This window comes from Lentzea xinjiangensis (assembly GCF_900110955.1).
Taxonomy (GTDB): Bacteria; Actinomycetota; Actinomycetes; order Mycobacteriales; family Pseudonocardiaceae; genus Lentzea; species Lentzea xinjiangensis.
The window spans coordinates 1-15,563 of the sequence record NZ_FOFR01000032.1 but is presented as its reverse complement, the minus strand read 5'-3'; the positions used below and the strand labels follow the sequence as shown (position 1 = coordinate 15,563).

Genomic DNA, 15,563 nt, shown 5'->3' with positions numbered 1-15,563 from the left:
CGTCGTCAGCGGGAGCGGATCAGCCCGCCCGGCGGCCGGTGAGGTCCAGCGCGGGCTCCTCGAACCACGAGAGGGCACGTTCCTGCTTCGAAGCACGCACGGCGCGGGGGAGCTGCTCGGCGACGATGTCGCGCATGAGCGGGTGCCGGAAGCCGTACTCGATCTCGCCTGTCTCGCTGTTGCGTCCCTGCCGGCGCAGGAAGTCGCGCTGTTCCAGCAGCTCCAGCGCCTTGGCGACGTCGAGCGGCTCGCGCTGCCCCGTGACGGCCACGGCACCGGGAGACACCAGGTCGCCCACGACCGCGGCGTCCTGCAGCACCGCCTTCAGCTCGAACGGCAACGAGTCGAGCTGAGCGGTGAGCACAGCACGCACGGACGGCGGGACCGGCAGCGGAGCATCGCCGAGCGGACACGACATGCGCGGGTCGGCGATCATGCGGGCGTACTCGGTGGCGAACAACGGGTTGCCGCCGACGGCCGAGACCAGGGCCTGCCACAGCTCCGACGGCAGTTCGGCGGTCTGCGGCAACGAGTTCAGCAGGTTCCGGGTCCCGTTGTGGGACAACGGCTCCAGGCTGATCGTGGTGACGTTGCGCTTGCCGCCGAACCACGACGGCCGGCGCCGCAGCAGCTCGGGTCGAGCGGTCGCGATCACCAGCAGCGGCACGGAGCCCGCGTACTCGCTGAGCTCCTCCACGAAGTCGAGCACCACGTCGTTCGCCCAGTGCAGGTCCTCCAGGACGACCACCAGCGGCGTGGAGTCGGCGATCTCCTCCAGGAACCGGCGCCACGCCGGGAAGTCGGCGGAGGTGGCGGGGGAGGGCTCCAGCAGCCCGGCCAGGCCCGCCAGCAGGGTCTGGGCGAGCTCACCGGTGCCGACCAGCGCCGACACCGCGTCGCGCAGGGTCTCCGGCTCCGCGAAGCCGCGGACGACGTCGGACAACGGCCCGTAGCCGTGGTCGTCGCCGAACGCGGTGGCGGTGCCGCGCAACACCGTGGCGCACGAAGCGGTGAGCTCGTCGACCAGCCGGGTCTTGCCCACACCGGCTTCCCCGAGCACGGTCACGAAGTGCGGACGGCGGCGGCCGCGGACGTCGTCGAGAAGCCCCCGCAGCAACAGCAGCTCGCGTTCACGTTCGACGAACGGCACGGCGGCCTGCGCGCGGCGGGTCGCGCCCTGCGGGGACACGCACGAGACCGCCTCCCAGCCGCCGGTCGGGGCGGGATCAGCGGCCCACGTCACGGAGCTGGTGGCGTCACGGGTCGTGGTGCACGCTCGGACCGCGCTCAGCGGTGCCAACGACATGAGCTGACGGCACCGGTCGAGCAGCACGCCGGTCGCCGTGGGCGTGCCCGAGGAGGGCAGGCGAACGAGAGCATCGCCGGTCGCCACGCCGATCTGCACGTCCGCGACGGACGAGAGGCGGTCGCGGACGGCCAGCGAGGCGCGCACAGCGCGGTCGGCGTCGTCCTCGGAAGTCCTGGGAACACCGAACATCGCGAGGAACACGGAACCGACGTTGCCGCCGACGACGCCTCCCAGCCGGGAAACCTCGGCGCGGACGGCGGAAGCGACCTCCTGGTGCACGCCGTCGACGTCCTCGGGGTCGCCGTCACCGGTCGCGAGACCGAGCTGAGCGGACACCATCACGACGCTGACCTGCTTGCGCTCCACGACCGTCACGTCCACCGGGACCGCGGGAGCAGCGGGCTCCGCGACCGGCGGCGGCGTGATCACGACGGGCGCGGGCACGGGAGCCGGCGAGGACTTGCCGACGGCGAGCAGGTGCCTGCGCTGCACTGACGGCGGCAGGTCCAGGGAGGGGGCGTGGTCGAGGATCGCGCGCTCCAGCTCCTGCAGCTCGCGGCCCGGTTCGAGACCGAGCTCCTCCACCAGCGCCGCCCTCGTGCGGCGGTAGACGCTCAACGCGTCGACCTGGCGTCCGCACCGGTACAGCGCGAGCATGAGCTGGCCGTTGAGCCGTTCGCGGTACGGCTCGACCTCGATCAGGGACTCGAGCTCGCCGATGATCTCGTAGTGCCTGCCGCAGGCGAGCTCCGCCTCGAAGCAGTCCTCCTGCGTGGCGAGCCGCCAGTCCTTGATGGCGGTGAGCTCCGGCCAGGTGATGCCGGTCTCCGCGAGGTCCGCGAGCACCGGTCCGCGCCACAGGCTGAGCGCCGTGCGGAGCACCTTCGCCGCAGCGGTCCAGTTGCCCGCGGACAGCTCACCCCGGCCCTGTTCGGTGAGCTGCCGGAAGCGCGACAGGTCGAGCGAGTCCTCGTCCACGCGCAGCAGGTAGCCCGGCGCGTGGGTCAGCAGCAGAGCGGAACCACCGGTGCCGCCGTGCGGGGTGAGGATGCCGCGCAGTCCGGAGACCGCGTTCTGGAGCATCTTGCGGGCGGTGGGCGGGACGTCCCGCGACCACAGCGCCTGGAGCAGCCTGCTGGTCGCCACCACGCGGTTGGCGTGCAGCAGGAGGTATCCCAGAGCCGCACGCTGCTTGATGCCGCCCAAGGGCACTGGCATGTCGTCGTCGAGGACTTCCAGGGAGCCCAGAAGGTGGAATCGCATGGTGCCGGCCTCCATTACGTGGTCATCCGGACGGAGGGAGGGATCAGGCCCAGGGGGTGTCGTCGCTCAGCGGGGTGATGTCGGCCCACGGAGTGTCGCCGTCGTTGGGAACTGCCTTGCCCGACGGGATGTTGTCGCTCGCCACGCTCAAGGCCCACGGGGTGTCGATGGAGTGGGACTTGGCCCACGGCGTGTCGTCGTCGATGACGTTGGCCCACGGCGTGTCACCCGAGAGGCCGTTGGCCCACGGGGTGTCGTCGGCCTGCGCCGTCCCGGTGAACAGCGTGAGCGCCAGGACCGCGGGGATGGCGGAGAGAACCAGAGTGGCGGCGGCGGTCGTCCTGCGGGTCATGTCGGCCTCCTCTTGTTGCTCGGACCTGAGCTTCCAGTTCGTGCTGCGGACACCTTCCAGTGGCGCCCCGCGATACAAGTTAGGAGCGCCGCCCATCGCCGCTCTATCACGTACCCACCGCGTATCAATCGGTCGTGACGCAGGAAGTCGCCAATTGAGACGGTGTGTGAGCTGACTCGTCACTCAGCAATCCACTGTTACTACGCAGGGTGGTCGGTTATCCGCAGAATTAGGTGCGGGGTACCGCATTGCTCGGAGTGCGGCTGGTGATCCGAACGAACGGCTTGTGCCCTTCGGAGTAGCGTCGGTGAGGCGTTCAGGCTGTCGCCCGACGGCATGTCGTAGGATCGCGGTGAACCACCATCACGACCATGAATTTCACGCCGAGTTACCGCCTGAGCTGCCATGTTGTTACCGCCCTGACCAGTGCCAAATGAGATGCCTATTGAGATCGGGCACATTGTGGAGGATGTGTCCACGCGCACAAGAAGGATCTTGACAGTTTTCTCGGCCGAGACTAACTTCGGGAGCATTACCTTGCGAGTGCTACCTGTGCTTGGTGCAACCGGAGTCGGAACACAGATGTGAAACATCTTCATCTTGCAAACCGATCTTGAGGTGACGCCCTGGGAGTGCCTTTCCTCGTCTTCGGTGGATGCAATTCCGTAACGGTGAACGCGACCGGAGCGTGAGGTGTAGTGGCTTTGCGGGAAATGAAGGCGCGAGGGGTCGTCCGATATGAGTTCCGGCCCTGACGACAAACTGATTTTCAAACTGCTCGGCCCGATCGAGGTCATCGGCGCCGAGGAGCAGGTCCAGGTTCCTCCCGGCCGGCAGCAGACGATCCTGGGCGCCCTCCTGCTCGAGGCCAACCGCGTGGTCGCCATGGACCAGCTGATCGACCTCGTGTGGGAGCACACCCCGCCGTCGACCGCGCGGGCGCAGATCCAGATCTGCGTGTCCGCGCTCCGGCGGGAGTTCACGCGGGTCGGCGTCGACGCCCAGATCGAGACCCGCCAGCCCGGCTACCTGCTGCGCGTCGCGGCCGACAAGATCGACGCCGTCGTCTTCGAGCGCAGGGTGGCCGAGTCGGAGGCCGCCACCCGCCAGGGACGGGTGGAGGAGGCGTCGACGATCCTGCGCTCGGCGCTGGCGTTGTGGCGCGGCCCCACGCTGGGCGGCGCCGCGGCGACGTTGCAGAACAAAGCCCTGCGGCTCGACGAGAAACGCTTGTCGGTGCTGGAGAACTGCATCGACATGGAGTTGCTGCTCGGCAGGCACCACGCTCTCATCGCCGAATTGCAGAGCCTGGTGACCGAACACCCGCTGCGGGAACGGCCGCGCGGCCAGCTCATGCTCGCGCTCTACCGATCCGGGCGGAAACCGGAAGCGCTCGACGTCTACCGCACCGGCCGCGACCTCTTCATCGAGCACCTCGGCCTCGAACCGAGCGACCAGCTCCGCAAGCTCGAGACCGCGATCCTGACCGACGACCAGGTGCTGCGCCTCGACCAGCAGAAGCCGGCCCCGATCACGGTGCAGAACGTCGTGTCACCGCACCAGCTCCCGGCGACCATCGCGGACTTCGTCGGCAGGCAGGACCTGGTGGCGCGGGTGGAAGCCGTGCTCTCGGACGACCACACGACCATGCCGGTGGTGAACATCTCGGGAAAGGCCGGTATCGGCAAGAGCACCCTCGCGGTCCACGTGGCCCATCGCGTCGCCGCCGAGACCTACCCGGACGGCCAGCTCTACTGCGATCTGCGCGGCACGCAAGCCCAACCGGCCACTCCCGCCGAAGTTCTCGGCCGGTTCCTGTCCGCTTTGGGCGCCGTGGGCTCGTCTTTGCCCGATAGCGCGGACGAACGGGCAGACATGTACCGCAGCATGCTCGCCAACCGCCGCGTGCTGGTCGTGCTGGACGACGCGGCCAGTGAGTCCCAGGTGCACCAACTGCTTCCCGGTTCGCCCACGTGCGGTGTGATCGTCACGAGCCGGACGCGGCTGACCGGTTTGGCGGGATCTCATTTGGTCGACGTCGACTTCATGGACTCCGGTGACGCGCTGGAGTTGTTGAGGCGCATCATCGGCGTGCAACGCCTCGGCAGCGAACCCGTCGCCGCGGCCGCGTTGGCGGATGTCATGGGAGGGCTCCCACTGGCGCTGCGCATCATCGGCGCGCGCCTGGCCGCCCGCCCGCACTGGACGCTCGCCTCGATGGTCGGTCGTCTCTCCGACGAACGGCACCGCCTCGACGAACTGGTGCACGGCGACATGGTCGTGCGGGCCAGCCTTTCGCTCACCTACGACGGGCTGGCCGCCGAGACGCGCCGGGTGATGCGGCTGATGTCGTTGCTGGAGGCGGAAAGCCTGCCGGTCTGGACGGCGTCGGCGCTCACCGACGACGAACGCCACCGAGGCTTCGACATGCTCGAGCGCCTCGTCGACGCCCAGCTCCTCGACGTGGCGGGCAGCGACGTCACGGGCCTGCCGAGGTACCGCTTCCACGACCTGATCCGCCTGTTCGCCAAGGAGCAGCTCGCGGTGCACGAGGCCCCCGCCGCGCAGCTTGCCGCGGTCGAACGCGTCACCGGCGGATGGCTCGCGATGGCGGAGCAGGCGCACAAGAAGCTCTACGGCGGCGACTTCACGGTCCTGCACGGCCATGGTCAACGTTGGCAACCGCACGCCTCGTACGTCGGCCAGGTGCTCGAAGACCCGTTGGGCTGGTTGGAGAGCGAGCGCCAGAGCCTCTGCGCGGCCGTGTTCCAGGCTGCCGACGCCGGCCTGGACGAGCTGTGCTGGGACCTCGCCACCACGCTCGTGACGTTGTTCGAGACCCGCAGCTACTGCGACGACTGGCAGCACACCCACGAACGTGCGCTCGAAGCCGTGCGCAAGGCGGGCAACAAGCGCGGCACGGCGGCCTTGCTGTGCTCGCTCGGGTCGTTGCACCAGAGCCAGCGCCGGATGGACGCGGCCAGGACGGCCCTGGAACCCGCCCTGGAGCTCTTCCTCGAGCTCGACGACGTCCACGGCCTGGCTCTGGTGCGCAGGAACCTGGGCCTGCTCGAGTACCACGAGGGACGTCCCGAACGCGCCGCCCTGGTCTTCGAGCAGTCGCTGGCGGGCTTCCAGCACGTCGACGACGTCGTCGGCCAGGCGTACGTGGTGTCCCAGCTCGCGCAGCTCTCGCTCGACCGCGGCGAGCACGAGCTCGCGGTGGGGCAGCTGCGCGGCGCGCTCGGCATGTGCCGGGAGATCTCCAGCCCGCGCGTCGAGGCCCAGATCCTCTACCGGCTCGGCAGCGCGATGCTGGTGCAGGGGCGCTACGAGCAGGCGCAGCAGCTCATCACGTCGGTGCTCGGCATGGTGCAGCGCTCCGGCGACATCGTCGGCGAGAGCTACGCGTTGCACTCCCTCGGCCTGATCAACGGCCGGATGCGGATGTTCACGGAGGCGGGCCGGCTGCTGCGGCGCGCGATCCGGTTGTGCGAGGAGAACCTCGACCGGGTCGGCGCCGCGCGGATCAGGCTCGACCTCGCGCAGCTGGTGGCCCAGCGCGGGGAGACGTTCCACGCGGTCGCCATCGTCGAGCAGGCGATGATGACGTTCCAGGAACTGCGGCTCGCCCTGTGGGAGAGCAAGGCGGTGGCGGTGCTGGAGAAGATCACCGCCGAGACGGCCGCGCCCACCGCCGTCCCGTCGAACGGCGGCGCGCGGTAGACGAGCCGCTCTCGGCGGGTGCTAGGTGGTCGGCACCAGCGAGTCGACCACCTTCTGCAGGTCGGACTCCTTGGGCAACGGCGGCGTGGCGCCACCCCCGCCGCCCTCCAGGTCGCCGTTCACGACCAGCACGTGCAGCTTGCTGCTGCCGTTGAGCACGACGACCTTGACCATGCCCTTGCTCGCCAGGCACTTGTTGCCGGACTGGGTGACGGTGGCGTCGACCTGCACGCCCTCGACGACGACCTTCTCGCCGTTCTTCTGGGTGTGCTGGATCTTCACGGGCTTGGGCTGCGTCAGCGTGACCTGCGGCGCGCCGCCCGACGAGTAGTACTGCGTCGCGACGGCCGTGGTGAAGTCGGTGGCGGTCTTGTTGATGTCGCCCTTCGGCAGCAGCGCTCCGCCGTTGGTGCCCTTCGTGAACGGCTTGCCCTCGCAGGTGTAGTCGCCGTACGAGGTGACGCCGGTCAGCGAGACGCCCGCGAACTTCTCGACCGGGATGCTCGCGTCGATGATGTCCCACGTCCTCGGCACCTCGTAGGTGAAGCCGAGCGACGTCTTCACGCACTGCATGCCGTCGTTCTTCGGACACCCCGCCTCGGCCTGCTGCGAGGAGGAGGTGCTCGTGGGGGCCGGCGTGGTCGTCTGCGCGGCCGGGTCGTCATCCGACTGCGCGACCAGGAACCACGTCAGGCCACCGGCGGCCAGGAGCACCAGCACGACCGCGCCGAGCGCCAGCCACACCGTCTTCTTGCTCTTCTTCGGCGGCTCGTCGCCGAACCCGCCGTACACCCCGAGACCGCCGTAGCCGCCGCCCTGCTGGGGGAAACCGCCTTGGTGCGGGAAGCCGCCCTGCTGGAGGAAGCCGCCCGTCTGCGGGGGGCCGCCGACCGGGTAGCCGCCGCTGGGGTGCTCCCCCTGCTGCGGGAACCCGCCTTGCTGGGGGAAGCCGCCCGTCTGCGGATGGCCGCCGACCGGGTAACCGCCGCTGGGGTGCTCACCCTGCTGCTGACCCCAGCCCTGCTGGTCGTTCCAGCCCTGCTGGTCGTTCCAGCCGCCCTGCCCGCCGCCACCTGGGTACGTCACGGGCAAACGGTACCTCGTGCGTCCGACAGCCCCCGATCCCTCGTCCGCGCTGCCGCGGGTCGTCGCGGCCTGGGAGCTCAGCCGGCCAGGAAGCTCAGCCGAACCGTGCGGACGGGGTTGTCGACGTTGGTGTCCACGAGGCAGATCGACTGCCAGGTCCCGAGCGCCAGCACGCCGCCCAGCACCGGGATCGTCGCGTACGGCGCCACCAGCGCGGGCATCACGTGGTCGCGGCCGTGGCCGGGGGCGCCGTGCCGGTGCCGCCACTTCACGTCGTGGGGGAGGACGCGTTCCAACGCGGTCAGCAGGTCGTCGTCGCTGCCGGCGCCCGTCTCGATGATGGCGATGCCCGCCGTCGCGTGGGGCACCCACACGTGCAGCAGCCCGTCACCGTTCTCGTCGGCGAGGAACCGCTCGCACTCGCTGGTGAGGTCGTGGACGACCTCCTCGGCACCGGTGCGGACCTGGATCTCCTCGCTGCGCATGGCACCAGATCTTACGAACCCGCTCGCGCGCCCGCAGTACCGTCGCGGCATGCGCGTGCTCTTCGCCGGCATGGCGACGGCCGGTCACACACCTACCCCCTGGTACCGCTGGCGCTCGCCCTGCGCGACGCGGGGCACGAGGTGCACTTCGCGGTCGGGGAGGACCTGCACCCCGAACTGGACCGGCTGGGGCTGCGCCCGTTCCGCCCGGGGCTGGTGTTCGGCGAGATCTACGCCGAGGACATCGCCCCCGAGCTCGAACGCGTCCTGCCCGACCTGGTGATCGCCGGGTGGGCGGTCCCCGAGGTCTTCGCGGAGGCGCGCAGGCGGGCGTTCCCGGTGCTGTGGCACGGGTTCGGGCGGATGTTCCCCGAGGGCACCGGGCTGGCCCGGCCGGAGGGCGGGCGGCACCTCGACATCTGCCCGCCCTCGCTGCAGGACGAGGGCTTCCGCGCCGACCGCCTCCTGCTGCGACCGGTGCCGCACGCCACGCCCGGCGAGGTGCCCCGGCGGACGCACGAGACGTTGGTCTACCTCACGCTCGGCACGGTGTTCGGCACCGAGGACGTGCTGAGGAACGCCATCGCGGGCCTCGGGCGGCTCGACGCGCAGGTGGTCGTCGCCGCGCCGCGAGTGCGGCTGGGCGAGCTGCCGCCGAACGTCTCCGTGCACCCGTGGCTGCCGCAAGCCGAGGTCATCAGGCAGGCGGACGTCGTCGTCCACCACGGCGGTAGCGGCACGATGCTGGCGGCACTGGCCCACGGCGTCCCCCAGGTCGTGCTGCCGCGGGGCGCGGACCAGTTCGGCAACGCGTCGGCACTCGTCGAGGCGGGTGCGGGCGTGTGGCCGGACGCGGTGAGTGCCGACGCGGTCGCGGAGAGCGCGCGGCGGGTGCTCGCGGTCGGCAGTTACCGGGAAGCCGCAGCTCGGGTAGCCGAAGAGATACGTCACATGCCGTCGCCGGAGGAAGTCGCGGACAGGCTGGCGGACGTTGTGTAACACTGTTTTTTATGAAGGCAAGCCGCCTGCGCCTCGGCATGAACCTGTGGCCGCCGTTCCTGTTCGCCGGCATCCGCGTCGAGGAGATCTCACCGGACTACCGGTACGCACGGGTCCGGATGCGCCTGCGTCCGTGGAACCGCAACTTCTTCGGGACCCACTTCGGCGGCTCGCTGTTCGCGATGACCGACCCCTTCTGGGTGCTGCTGCTGTTCCACCAGCTCAAGGGCGAGCACGTGGTGTGGGACCGGGCCGGCGAGATCGAGTTCGTGGCGCCCGGCCGCGGCACCGTGCGCGCGGAGTTCCGGCTGACCGACGAGCACGTCGAGCAGGTCCTGGAGCGGACCGGGTCCGGCGCGAAGGCGTTGATCTGGTTCGACACGGACGTCGTGGGGCAGGATGGGACCGTGATCGCCAAGGTGCGCAAGCAGGTCTACGCGCGGCGCAAGCGCGACAAGCGGCTCGCGCATGCGTGAGGCGTTCGGGGCCGTCTTCGACGTCGAGCCGGGATACCTCAACACGGCGTCCATCGGTGTGCCCCCGCGGCACGTCGCCGACGCGGTGGCGGCCGCTCACGAGCGGTGGCGCCGCGGCCAGGACACCTCGTCGAGCTTCACCGGCGTCGTCGAGACCTCCCGTGCGGCGTTCGGCCGGCTGATCGGGGTGCCCGCGACATCGGTCGCGTGCGGCGCCACGGTCTCGCAGTTCGTCTCGCTGGTCGCTCAGGCGCTGCCCGCCGGCTCGAAGGTCTTCCTCGACCCCGGCGAGTTCACCAGCGTCACGCTGCCGTTCGTGGCGGCGGGCCACCGGATCGTGTCCACTGTGGACGAATGCGATCTCGTCGCGGTGAGCGTGGTCCAGTCCGCGGACGGGGCCATCGCGGACCTGGAGGCGTTGCGCGCGTCGGGCAAACCGGTGCTGCTGGACGTCTCGCAGGCGGCCGGGTGGATGCCGTTGTCGTTGGCGTGGGCGGACTTCGTCGTCGGTGTCGCGTACAAGTGGCTGATGTCGCCGCGGGGCGCTGCCTGGCTGGCGGTGCGGCCGGACCGGATGGACTTCCTCAGTCCCGTGGCGGCGAACTGGTACAGCACGGAGGAGAACTACGGAACCGAGCTGGTGCTCCGTCCGGACGCACGGCGGTTCGACCTCTCGCCGACGTGGTTCGCTCACGTCGGTGCGGCGGTGGCGCTGCCATGGGTGGCCACCCTCGATCTTGAGGCCGTGCGCGCGCACTGCGTGAGCTTGACGGATCGCCTCCTCGCCGGGCTCGGCCTTCCCCCGAACGGGTCGTCGATCGTCTCAGTGGGCGCGGCACCCGTTCCGGGCGTCGTCTCATCGGTTCGTGCAGGCAGGACGCGGTTCGCGTGTCACATGTACAACACGGTCGAGGACGTTGACCGGGTGCTCGAAGCGCTTGCGTGACTGCCGTCCGTTACCGTTGGTCCTTGTGTCGGAACCACGCCAGTCACCTGAAGAGGTGACCCAGAACCTGCCTCGATTCCCACCGAGGCCGACCGACACCGCGCCGTTGTACCCGGCCGACGAGCTGGTGAAGCTCCAGTCGATCATGGACAACCGCCGGCCGCACCCACCCTCCCCGCCGCCTGCGCCCCAGCGCAAGACGACGTGGCTGGGCAAGGCGCTGGCGCTCGTGGGCGTCGCGGTGGTCTCGGGTTTCGTGTGGTGGGTGCTGCAGCCGTCGGAGCGGGTCGACGAACCGGTCGCGCAGCCGCAGAAGACCGCGGGGGAGTTCGAGTTCACCAGCGTGCCGCAGCTGCCGGGGCCGGTGAAGGACAGCGACTGCGCGGTCCACGCGACCGGGCAGACGCAGGCGTTCTTCAAGGCCACGCCGTGCCTGCAGCTGACGCGCGCCTTCTACACCGCCAAGCTGCCCGACGGCCGCACCGTCTACTCGTCGGTGTCCGTGGTGAAGATGCGCACGGCGGACGAGGCGCGGCAACTGCGCGAGCTGACCCAGAAGGACGGCACCGGCAACGTCAAGGACCTGGTGCTGGACAAGGCGATCAGCGTGCCGCCGCTGACCACGCTCGCCAACGGCGGGTACGCCTCCGAGCAACGCGACCAGGAGGTCGTGATCGTCGAGTCGGACTCGCCGGTCAGGGGCGCCGACGCGCTCGCGCACAACAAGGAGATGAAGAAGGTCTCCGAGGACGCGATCAGGCTCGCTTCGTCGTTCGGCGACTAGAGCCCGCACCGGTCCCCGCGCGGAACCTAACCCGAGGCGACACCCGGCATCGTGATGGACGCCGGGGTCGCCCCGGCGACCTTGCGCCACCTCGTCGCCCGCACCGCCGCCGCCGTCAGCGACTCCAGCGCCGACGTCCGCAGCGCGGGGTCGTCGGTGCGCTCCAGCACCCCCCGCCACGCGGCGCAGGTGTCCTGCTCGACCGCCACGAGCGCCGCGAGCGCGGAAGGCCCGTCCGACACGGGGGAGGGCGGCAGGTAGGCGGCCGCGGGCGGCGCGGGCGTCGCACCCTGGTCGCGCAGCCACCGCTCGGTCGTGTCCCGGCGTGCCCGGTGCGCGGTGACGCCCTCCGCGACGGCCGCGGCCTGGTTGCCCAGGAACGCGGACACCATCCCGTAGGTCCACAACGCCGCGTGCTCGGTGCCGAGAGCGGTCTGCACGGCGTCGACGTTCACGCGAGCACCTCCCGCAGCGAGGCGCAGCCGGCGGCCACCGAACCGACGAGCCCGGCCCGGTGGCTCGGCAGCGACGCGACGGCGGCCGAGGCCTCGCGGACCGCCCCGTCGAGCGCGGTCCGCAGCGCCGCCACCGGGTCCGGCGGCGTGGGCGGCGTGGTGGGGACGGGCGGGGCCGTGGAGGACAGCGGCGGGCGCTCCCGGTCGACCTCCGCCTGCAGCAGGGCGGCGTGCGTCTCGCGGGCCTTCGCGATCTCAGAGGCCGCCGGCACCGTCGTCAGCGTCCTGGCCAGCGCGGCGTCCGTGCGGGCCTGCGCGGCGAGGGCCGACAGCGGGTCCGGCGGCGGTGGCGCGGGAGGTTCTGTGGTGCACGCAACGGCGAGCGGTGCGGCGGCCACCGCGAGCAGCACGCGACGGCGGCTGACCGATTCGGAGATCACGCGAACCCATCTTGCCAGCAGCCGTGCGGGGCGGTGGGAGGCGGGCGAACGAGATAGTCTTGGCGTCCACGGTCGCCGACCACGTCGTCGGCCGGGGTTTCCATGCGTTCGAACTCGAAGGAGTCACCACGTGTCCAGCCCGCCGCGCGGAGAGCTTTCCGCGCAGCTTGCGCCCGTTGTGCGGGAAGCTCTCGAGGCCATCGGCTTCGACCTCGACGCGCTCGACGTGAATCAGGCTGGTCGCCGCCGTCTGGTCAAGGTCGTCGTGGACGGTGAGGACGGCATCGGTCTCGACGAGGTCGCCGAGGCGAGCCGCGTGGTCTCCGCCGCGCTCGACGCGCACGACCACCTCATCAACGGGCCGTACACCCTCGAGGTCACCTCGCCGGGTGTCGACCGCCCGCTCACCCGCCCGCGCCACTGGAAGCGCGCGCACCTGCGTCTCGTGAAGATCAAGCAGCCGGAGCAGGCCGAGTGGTTCGGCCGGGTCGGCGAGTGCGACGAGACCGGGGTCGAGCTGCTGCACCAGGGCGAGCTGAGGCGCGTGGAGTACCGCCACATCGAACGCGCGGTCATGGAGATCGAGTTCAAGCAGCCGCCGGTCGAGGAACTGGCTCGGCTCACTCGCAAAGCACCGGAGGAGGAGCCGAGGTGAACGTCGACATCGCCGCCCTGAGGGCGATCGAACGTGAAAAGGACATCCCCTTCGAGACGGTCCTGGAGGCGATCGAGTCAGCGCTGCTGACCGCCTACAAGCACACCGAGGGGCACCACTCGCACTCGCGGGTGGAGATCGACCGCAAGACCGGGGTCGTGCGCGTGCTCGCGCAGGAGCTGGGGCCTGACGGCGTGGTCCAGGAGGAGTGGGACGACACTCCGGAGGGCTTCGGCCGCATCGCGGCCACCACGGCGCGCCAGGTCATCCTGCAGCGCCTGCGCGACGCCGAGCACGAGCGCACGTTCGGCGAGTTCGCCGCCAAGGAGGGCGAGATCATCGCGGGCGTCGTGCAGCGCGACGCCCGCGCGAACGCCCGCGGCATGGTCGTCGTCCAGGTGGGTGACACCGAGGGCGTCCTGCCGCCGGCCGAGCAGGTGCCGGGCGAGCAGTACAACCACGGCGAGCGGATCAAGTGCTACGTCGTGAGCGTCTCCCGCGGCTCGCGCGGCCCGCAGATCGCCCTGTCGCGCACGCACCCGAACCTCGTGCGGCGGCTGTTCGCCCTCGAGGTCCCGGAGATCGCGGACGGCACCGTGGAGATCCCCGCGGTGGCACGTGAGGCAGGTCACCGTTCGAAGATCGCGGTCAAGTCGACGGTCTCCGGCGTGAACGCCAAGGGCGCCTGCATCGGCCCGATGGGCGCCCGCGTGCGCAACGTCATGCACGAGCTCGGCGGTGAGAAGATCGATATCATCGACCACTCGGACGACCCGGCCACCTTCGTCGGGAATGCCTTGTCCCCGGCCAAGGTTGTGTCCGTACGAGTGCTCGACGAGCGCGCCAAGACGGCGCGCGTCGTGGTGCCGGACTTCCAGCTGTCGCTCGCGATCGGCAAGGAGGGGCAGAACGCCCGCCTGGCCGCCCGCCTGACCGGCTGGCGCATCGACATCCGCAGCGACGCGGAGTCTCCGGCTGCCGGAGCAGTCACATCCAGTTCGGCCGAATGAGTTCCAGGGGATAGAATTATCAACGGTTCAACGTCGGGTTCGGTCTCCCAGCACATCGGCCCAGTTCGCACGTGCATTGGGTGCCGCATCCGGACGTTGCACTCTGAGCTGCTGCGTGTGGTCGCGGTGGACGGATCGGTGGTTCCGGACGTCCGCAGGCGGCTTCCTGGTCGGGGTGCTTGGTTGCATTTCGATCTCGAATGTCTGCGCAACGCCGAGCGGCGACGGGCGTTCTCGCGGGCCCTCCGGGTCCAGGGAGCCCTCGACGTCGCTTTGTTGCGCGAGCACCTGGAGCAGCGGCACGGGAACCCGGCCGGAGGACAGCCCTTCGGTCAGCAGGAAACAAGGAAGCAGGTCGACCCGTCATGAGTCAGCCGTGAAGCTGAAGACATGAACGCGCGACGTTAAGACGAGGTCGATGGGACTTGCCCGCCGGCCTCACGACCAAGGAGAGCAGTGGCAGGCAAGGCCCGAGTGCATGAGCTCGCGAAAGAGCTCGGTGTTACTAGCAAGGAAGTTCTGAACAAGCTCGCCGAACAGGGCGAGTACGTGAAGTCGGCGTCGTCGACCGTCGAGGCCCCCGTGGCCCGCCGGCTCCGTGACGCCTACGAAGCCAAGGCGAAGCCTTCGGCCCCCAAGCCTTCGGCCCCGAAGCCCAAGGCCCCCGCACCCGCCGCTGCCGCGGCGCCCGCCGCACCGGCGGAGCCCAAGCCGGCAGCGTCCGACACCAAGCCCGCGGCGCCCAAGGCCTTCCCCGGCCCGAAGCCCGCGGCACCGCGCCCGCCGGCGCCGAAGCCCGCCCCGGCAGCTCCTGCCGCGCAGGCTCCGGCTCCCGCCGCGCCCGCACCCCAGCAGCAACCGGAGGCTCCGGCCGCCGCACCGGCACCCGCCGCGTCGGCTCCGGCCGCCCCCAAGGCCGCTCCGGCTCCCGGCGCCAAGCCGGGTGGCCCGCGTCCGGGCCCGCGCCCGGCTCCGCAGCAGCAGCCGCAAGAGCCCCAGCAGCCGCAGGCCCCGGCCGCGTCCGCCGGTGCGCAGTCCCCGTCCGTGGTGCCGCCGCGCCCGCAGTCTCCCAAGCCTGCCGGCCCGCGTTCCCCGCGTCCGGGCAACAACCCCTTCGGCGTCGGTGGCGGCAACGCTCCCGCGCCTCGTCCCGGACCTCGTCCCGGCCCGCGTCAGGAGCAGGGCGACCGCCCCTCCGGCCCGAAGCCCGGCGACCCGCGTCCGGCGAACCCCCGTCCGGGCGGCACGCCCGGTCAGGGTGGTCAGCGCCCGGCCGCCGCGCAGGGCGGTGGCCGTCCCGGCCCCGGCCAGGGCGGTCCGCGTCCCGGTGGTCCCGGTCAGGGCGGTCCTCGCCCCAACCCGGGCAACATGCCCCCGCGCCCGAACCCCGGCATGATGCCGGGCCGTCCGGCCGGTAACCGTCCTGGTCCCGGTGGCGGCGGTGGCCGTCCCGGTGGCGGTGGCGGTGGCGGCGGTCGTCCCGGTGGGGGCGGCGGCGGCGGTGGCGGCTTCCGCGGCGGCGGTGGCGGCGGTGGCGGTGGCGGTGGCTTCCGTCCCGGTGGCGGCGGTGGCGGCGG

General features: G+C 71.0%; 15 protein-coding genes. 9 read left to right on the top strand and 6 right to left on the bottom strand.

Annotated elements, in window-relative coordinates:
- Positions 1–19: 19 nt before the first annotated feature.
- Both BMW88_RS38535 and BMW88_RS38530 read right to left on the bottom strand, forming a co-directional pair.
- Positions 20–2,572, bottom strand: coding sequence for an ATP-binding protein (locus BMW88_RS38535; RefSeq protein ID WP_177221633.1), 2,553 nt, complete (start codon positions 2,570–2,572; stop codon positions 20–22).
- Positions 2,573–2,615: 43 nt separating this feature from the next.
- Positions 2,616–2,924 carry a hypothetical protein gene (locus BMW88_RS38530; protein ID WP_089961420.1) on the bottom strand — a complete coding sequence of 103 codons (309 nt, stop codon included), beginning with the start codon at positions 2,922–2,924 and terminating at the stop codon, positions 2,616–2,618.
- Between the two features lie 738 nt (positions 2,925–3,662).
- Between BMW88_RS38530 and BMW88_RS38525 the strand changes: the two genes are divergently transcribed.
- Positions 3,663–6,650 (top strand): AfsR/SARP family transcriptional regulator, encoded by a 2,988-nt coding sequence (locus BMW88_RS38525; RefSeq protein WP_089961417.1) that lies wholly within the window; start codon positions 3,663–3,665, stop codon positions 6,648–6,650.
- Positions 6,651–6,671: 21 nt separating this feature from the next.
- On the opposite strand, the gene BMW88_RS38520 is transcribed toward BMW88_RS38525, so the two are convergent.
- Entirely contained in the window at positions 6,672–7,736 is a 1,065-nt protein-coding gene (locus BMW88_RS38520) for a DUF8017 domain-containing protein (RefSeq protein ID WP_089961414.1), read from the bottom strand.
- A gap of 77 nt (positions 7,737–7,813) precedes the next feature.
- Positions 7,814–8,221 (bottom strand): secondary thiamine-phosphate synthase enzyme YjbQ, encoded by a 408-nt coding sequence (locus BMW88_RS38515; protein ID WP_089961411.1) that lies wholly within the window; start codon positions 8,219–8,221, stop codon positions 7,814–7,816.
- Positions 8,222–8,362: 141 nt separating this feature from the next.
- On the opposite strand from BMW88_RS38515, the gene BMW88_RS38510 reads away from it, so the two are divergent.
- Genes BMW88_RS38510 through BMW88_RS38495 form a run of 4 tightly spaced genes read left to right on the top strand, consistent with a single transcriptional unit; the run spans position 8,363 to position 11,426 of the window.
- Positions 8,363–9,220: a glycosyltransferase gene (locus tag BMW88_RS38510; protein WP_342715341.1), complete on the top strand. Its 858-nt coding sequence runs from the start codon at positions 8,363–8,365 to the stop codon at positions 9,218–9,220.
- An 11-nt stretch (positions 9,221–9,231) separates the two neighbouring features.
- Positions 9,232–9,696 carry a DUF4442 domain-containing protein gene (locus BMW88_RS38505; protein WP_089961408.1) on the top strand — a complete coding sequence of 155 codons (465 nt, stop codon included), beginning with the start codon at positions 9,232–9,234 and terminating at the stop codon, positions 9,694–9,696.
- Positions 9,689–10,642: an aminotransferase class V-fold PLP-dependent enzyme gene (locus BMW88_RS38500; RefSeq protein ID WP_089961404.1), complete on the top strand. Its 954-nt coding sequence runs from the start codon at positions 9,689–9,691 to the stop codon at positions 10,640–10,642. The genes BMW88_RS38505 and BMW88_RS38500 overlap by 8 nt, the downstream gene beginning before the upstream one ends.
- Positions 10,643–10,697: 55 nt before the next feature.
- Positions 10,698–11,426, top strand: a complete 729-nt coding sequence (locus BMW88_RS38495; protein ID WP_089961400.1) for a hypothetical protein — start codon at positions 10,698–10,700, stop codon at positions 11,424–11,426.
- Positions 11,427–11,452: 26 nt separating this feature from the next.
- Here the strand turns inward: BMW88_RS38495 and BMW88_RS38490 are convergent, their stop codons facing one another.
- Together BMW88_RS38490 and BMW88_RS38485 are read right to left on the bottom strand one after the other, a co-directional pair.
- The gene (locus BMW88_RS38490; protein WP_245778355.1) at positions 11,453–11,881 is read right to left on the bottom strand and encodes a ferritin-like domain-containing protein; all 429 of its coding nucleotides are present in this window, start codon (positions 11,879–11,881) and stop codon (positions 11,453–11,455) included.
- Positions 11,878–12,321 carry a hypothetical protein gene (locus BMW88_RS38485; protein ID WP_245778354.1) on the bottom strand — a complete coding sequence of 148 codons (444 nt, stop codon included), beginning with the start codon at positions 12,319–12,321 and terminating at the stop codon, positions 11,878–11,880. The genes BMW88_RS38490 and BMW88_RS38485 overlap by 4 nt, the downstream gene beginning before the upstream one ends.
- 130 nt (positions 12,322–12,451) lie before the next feature.
- On the opposite strand from BMW88_RS38485, the gene rimP reads away from it, so the two are divergent.
- The 4 genes from rimP to BMW88_RS38465 form a co-directional block, all read left to right on the top strand.
- Positions 12,452–12,976: a ribosome maturation factor RimP gene (rimP, locus tag BMW88_RS38480; RefSeq protein WP_089961394.1), complete on the top strand. Its 525-nt coding sequence runs from the start codon at positions 12,452–12,454 to the stop codon at positions 12,974–12,976.
- Positions 12,973–13,986 carry a transcription termination factor NusA gene (nusA, locus tag BMW88_RS38475; protein ID WP_089961391.1) on the top strand — a complete coding sequence of 338 codons (1,014 nt, stop codon included), beginning with the start codon at positions 12,973–12,975 and terminating at the stop codon, positions 13,984–13,986. Before rimP ends, nusA begins: the two co-directional genes overlap by 4 nt.
- A 15-nt stretch (positions 13,987–14,001) precedes the next feature.
- The gene (locus BMW88_RS38470; RefSeq protein ID WP_089961387.1) at positions 14,002–14,355 is read left to right on the top strand and encodes a DUF448 domain-containing protein; all 354 of its coding nucleotides are present in this window, start codon (positions 14,002–14,004) and stop codon (positions 14,353–14,355) included.
- An 87-nt stretch (positions 14,356–14,442) separates the two neighbouring features.
- Positions 14,443–15,563 (top strand): translation initiation factor IF-2 N-terminal domain-containing protein (locus BMW88_RS38465; RefSeq protein WP_177221632.1); only part of this gene is annotated, 1,121 nt, incomplete at its 3' end.

Bases quoted from the DNA above. Each gene is read 5' to 3' on its own strand.
- BMW88_RS38505 (WP_089961408.1), top strand. From the start codon at position 9,232: ATGAAGGCAAGCCGCCTGCGCCTCGGCATGAACCTGTGGCCGCCGTTC.
- BMW88_RS38525 (WP_089961417.1), top strand. From the start codon at position 3,663: ATGAGTTCCGGCCCTGACGACAAACTGATTTTCAAACTGCTCGGCCCG.
- BMW88_RS38515 (WP_089961411.1), bottom strand. From the start codon at position 8,221: ATGCGCAGCGAGGAGATCCAGGTCCGCACCGGTGCCGAGGAGGTCGTC.
- BMW88_RS38530 (WP_089961420.1), bottom strand. From the start codon at position 2,924: ATGACCCGCAGGACGACCGCCGCCGCCACTCTGGTTCTCTCCGCCATC.
- BMW88_RS38535 (WP_177221633.1), bottom strand. From the start codon at position 2,572: ATGCGATTCCACCTTCTGGGCTCCCTGGAAGTCCTCGACGACGACATG.
- BMW88_RS38500 (WP_089961404.1), top strand. From the start codon at position 9,689: ATGCGTGAGGCGTTCGGGGCCGTCTTCGACGTCGAGCCGGGATACCTC.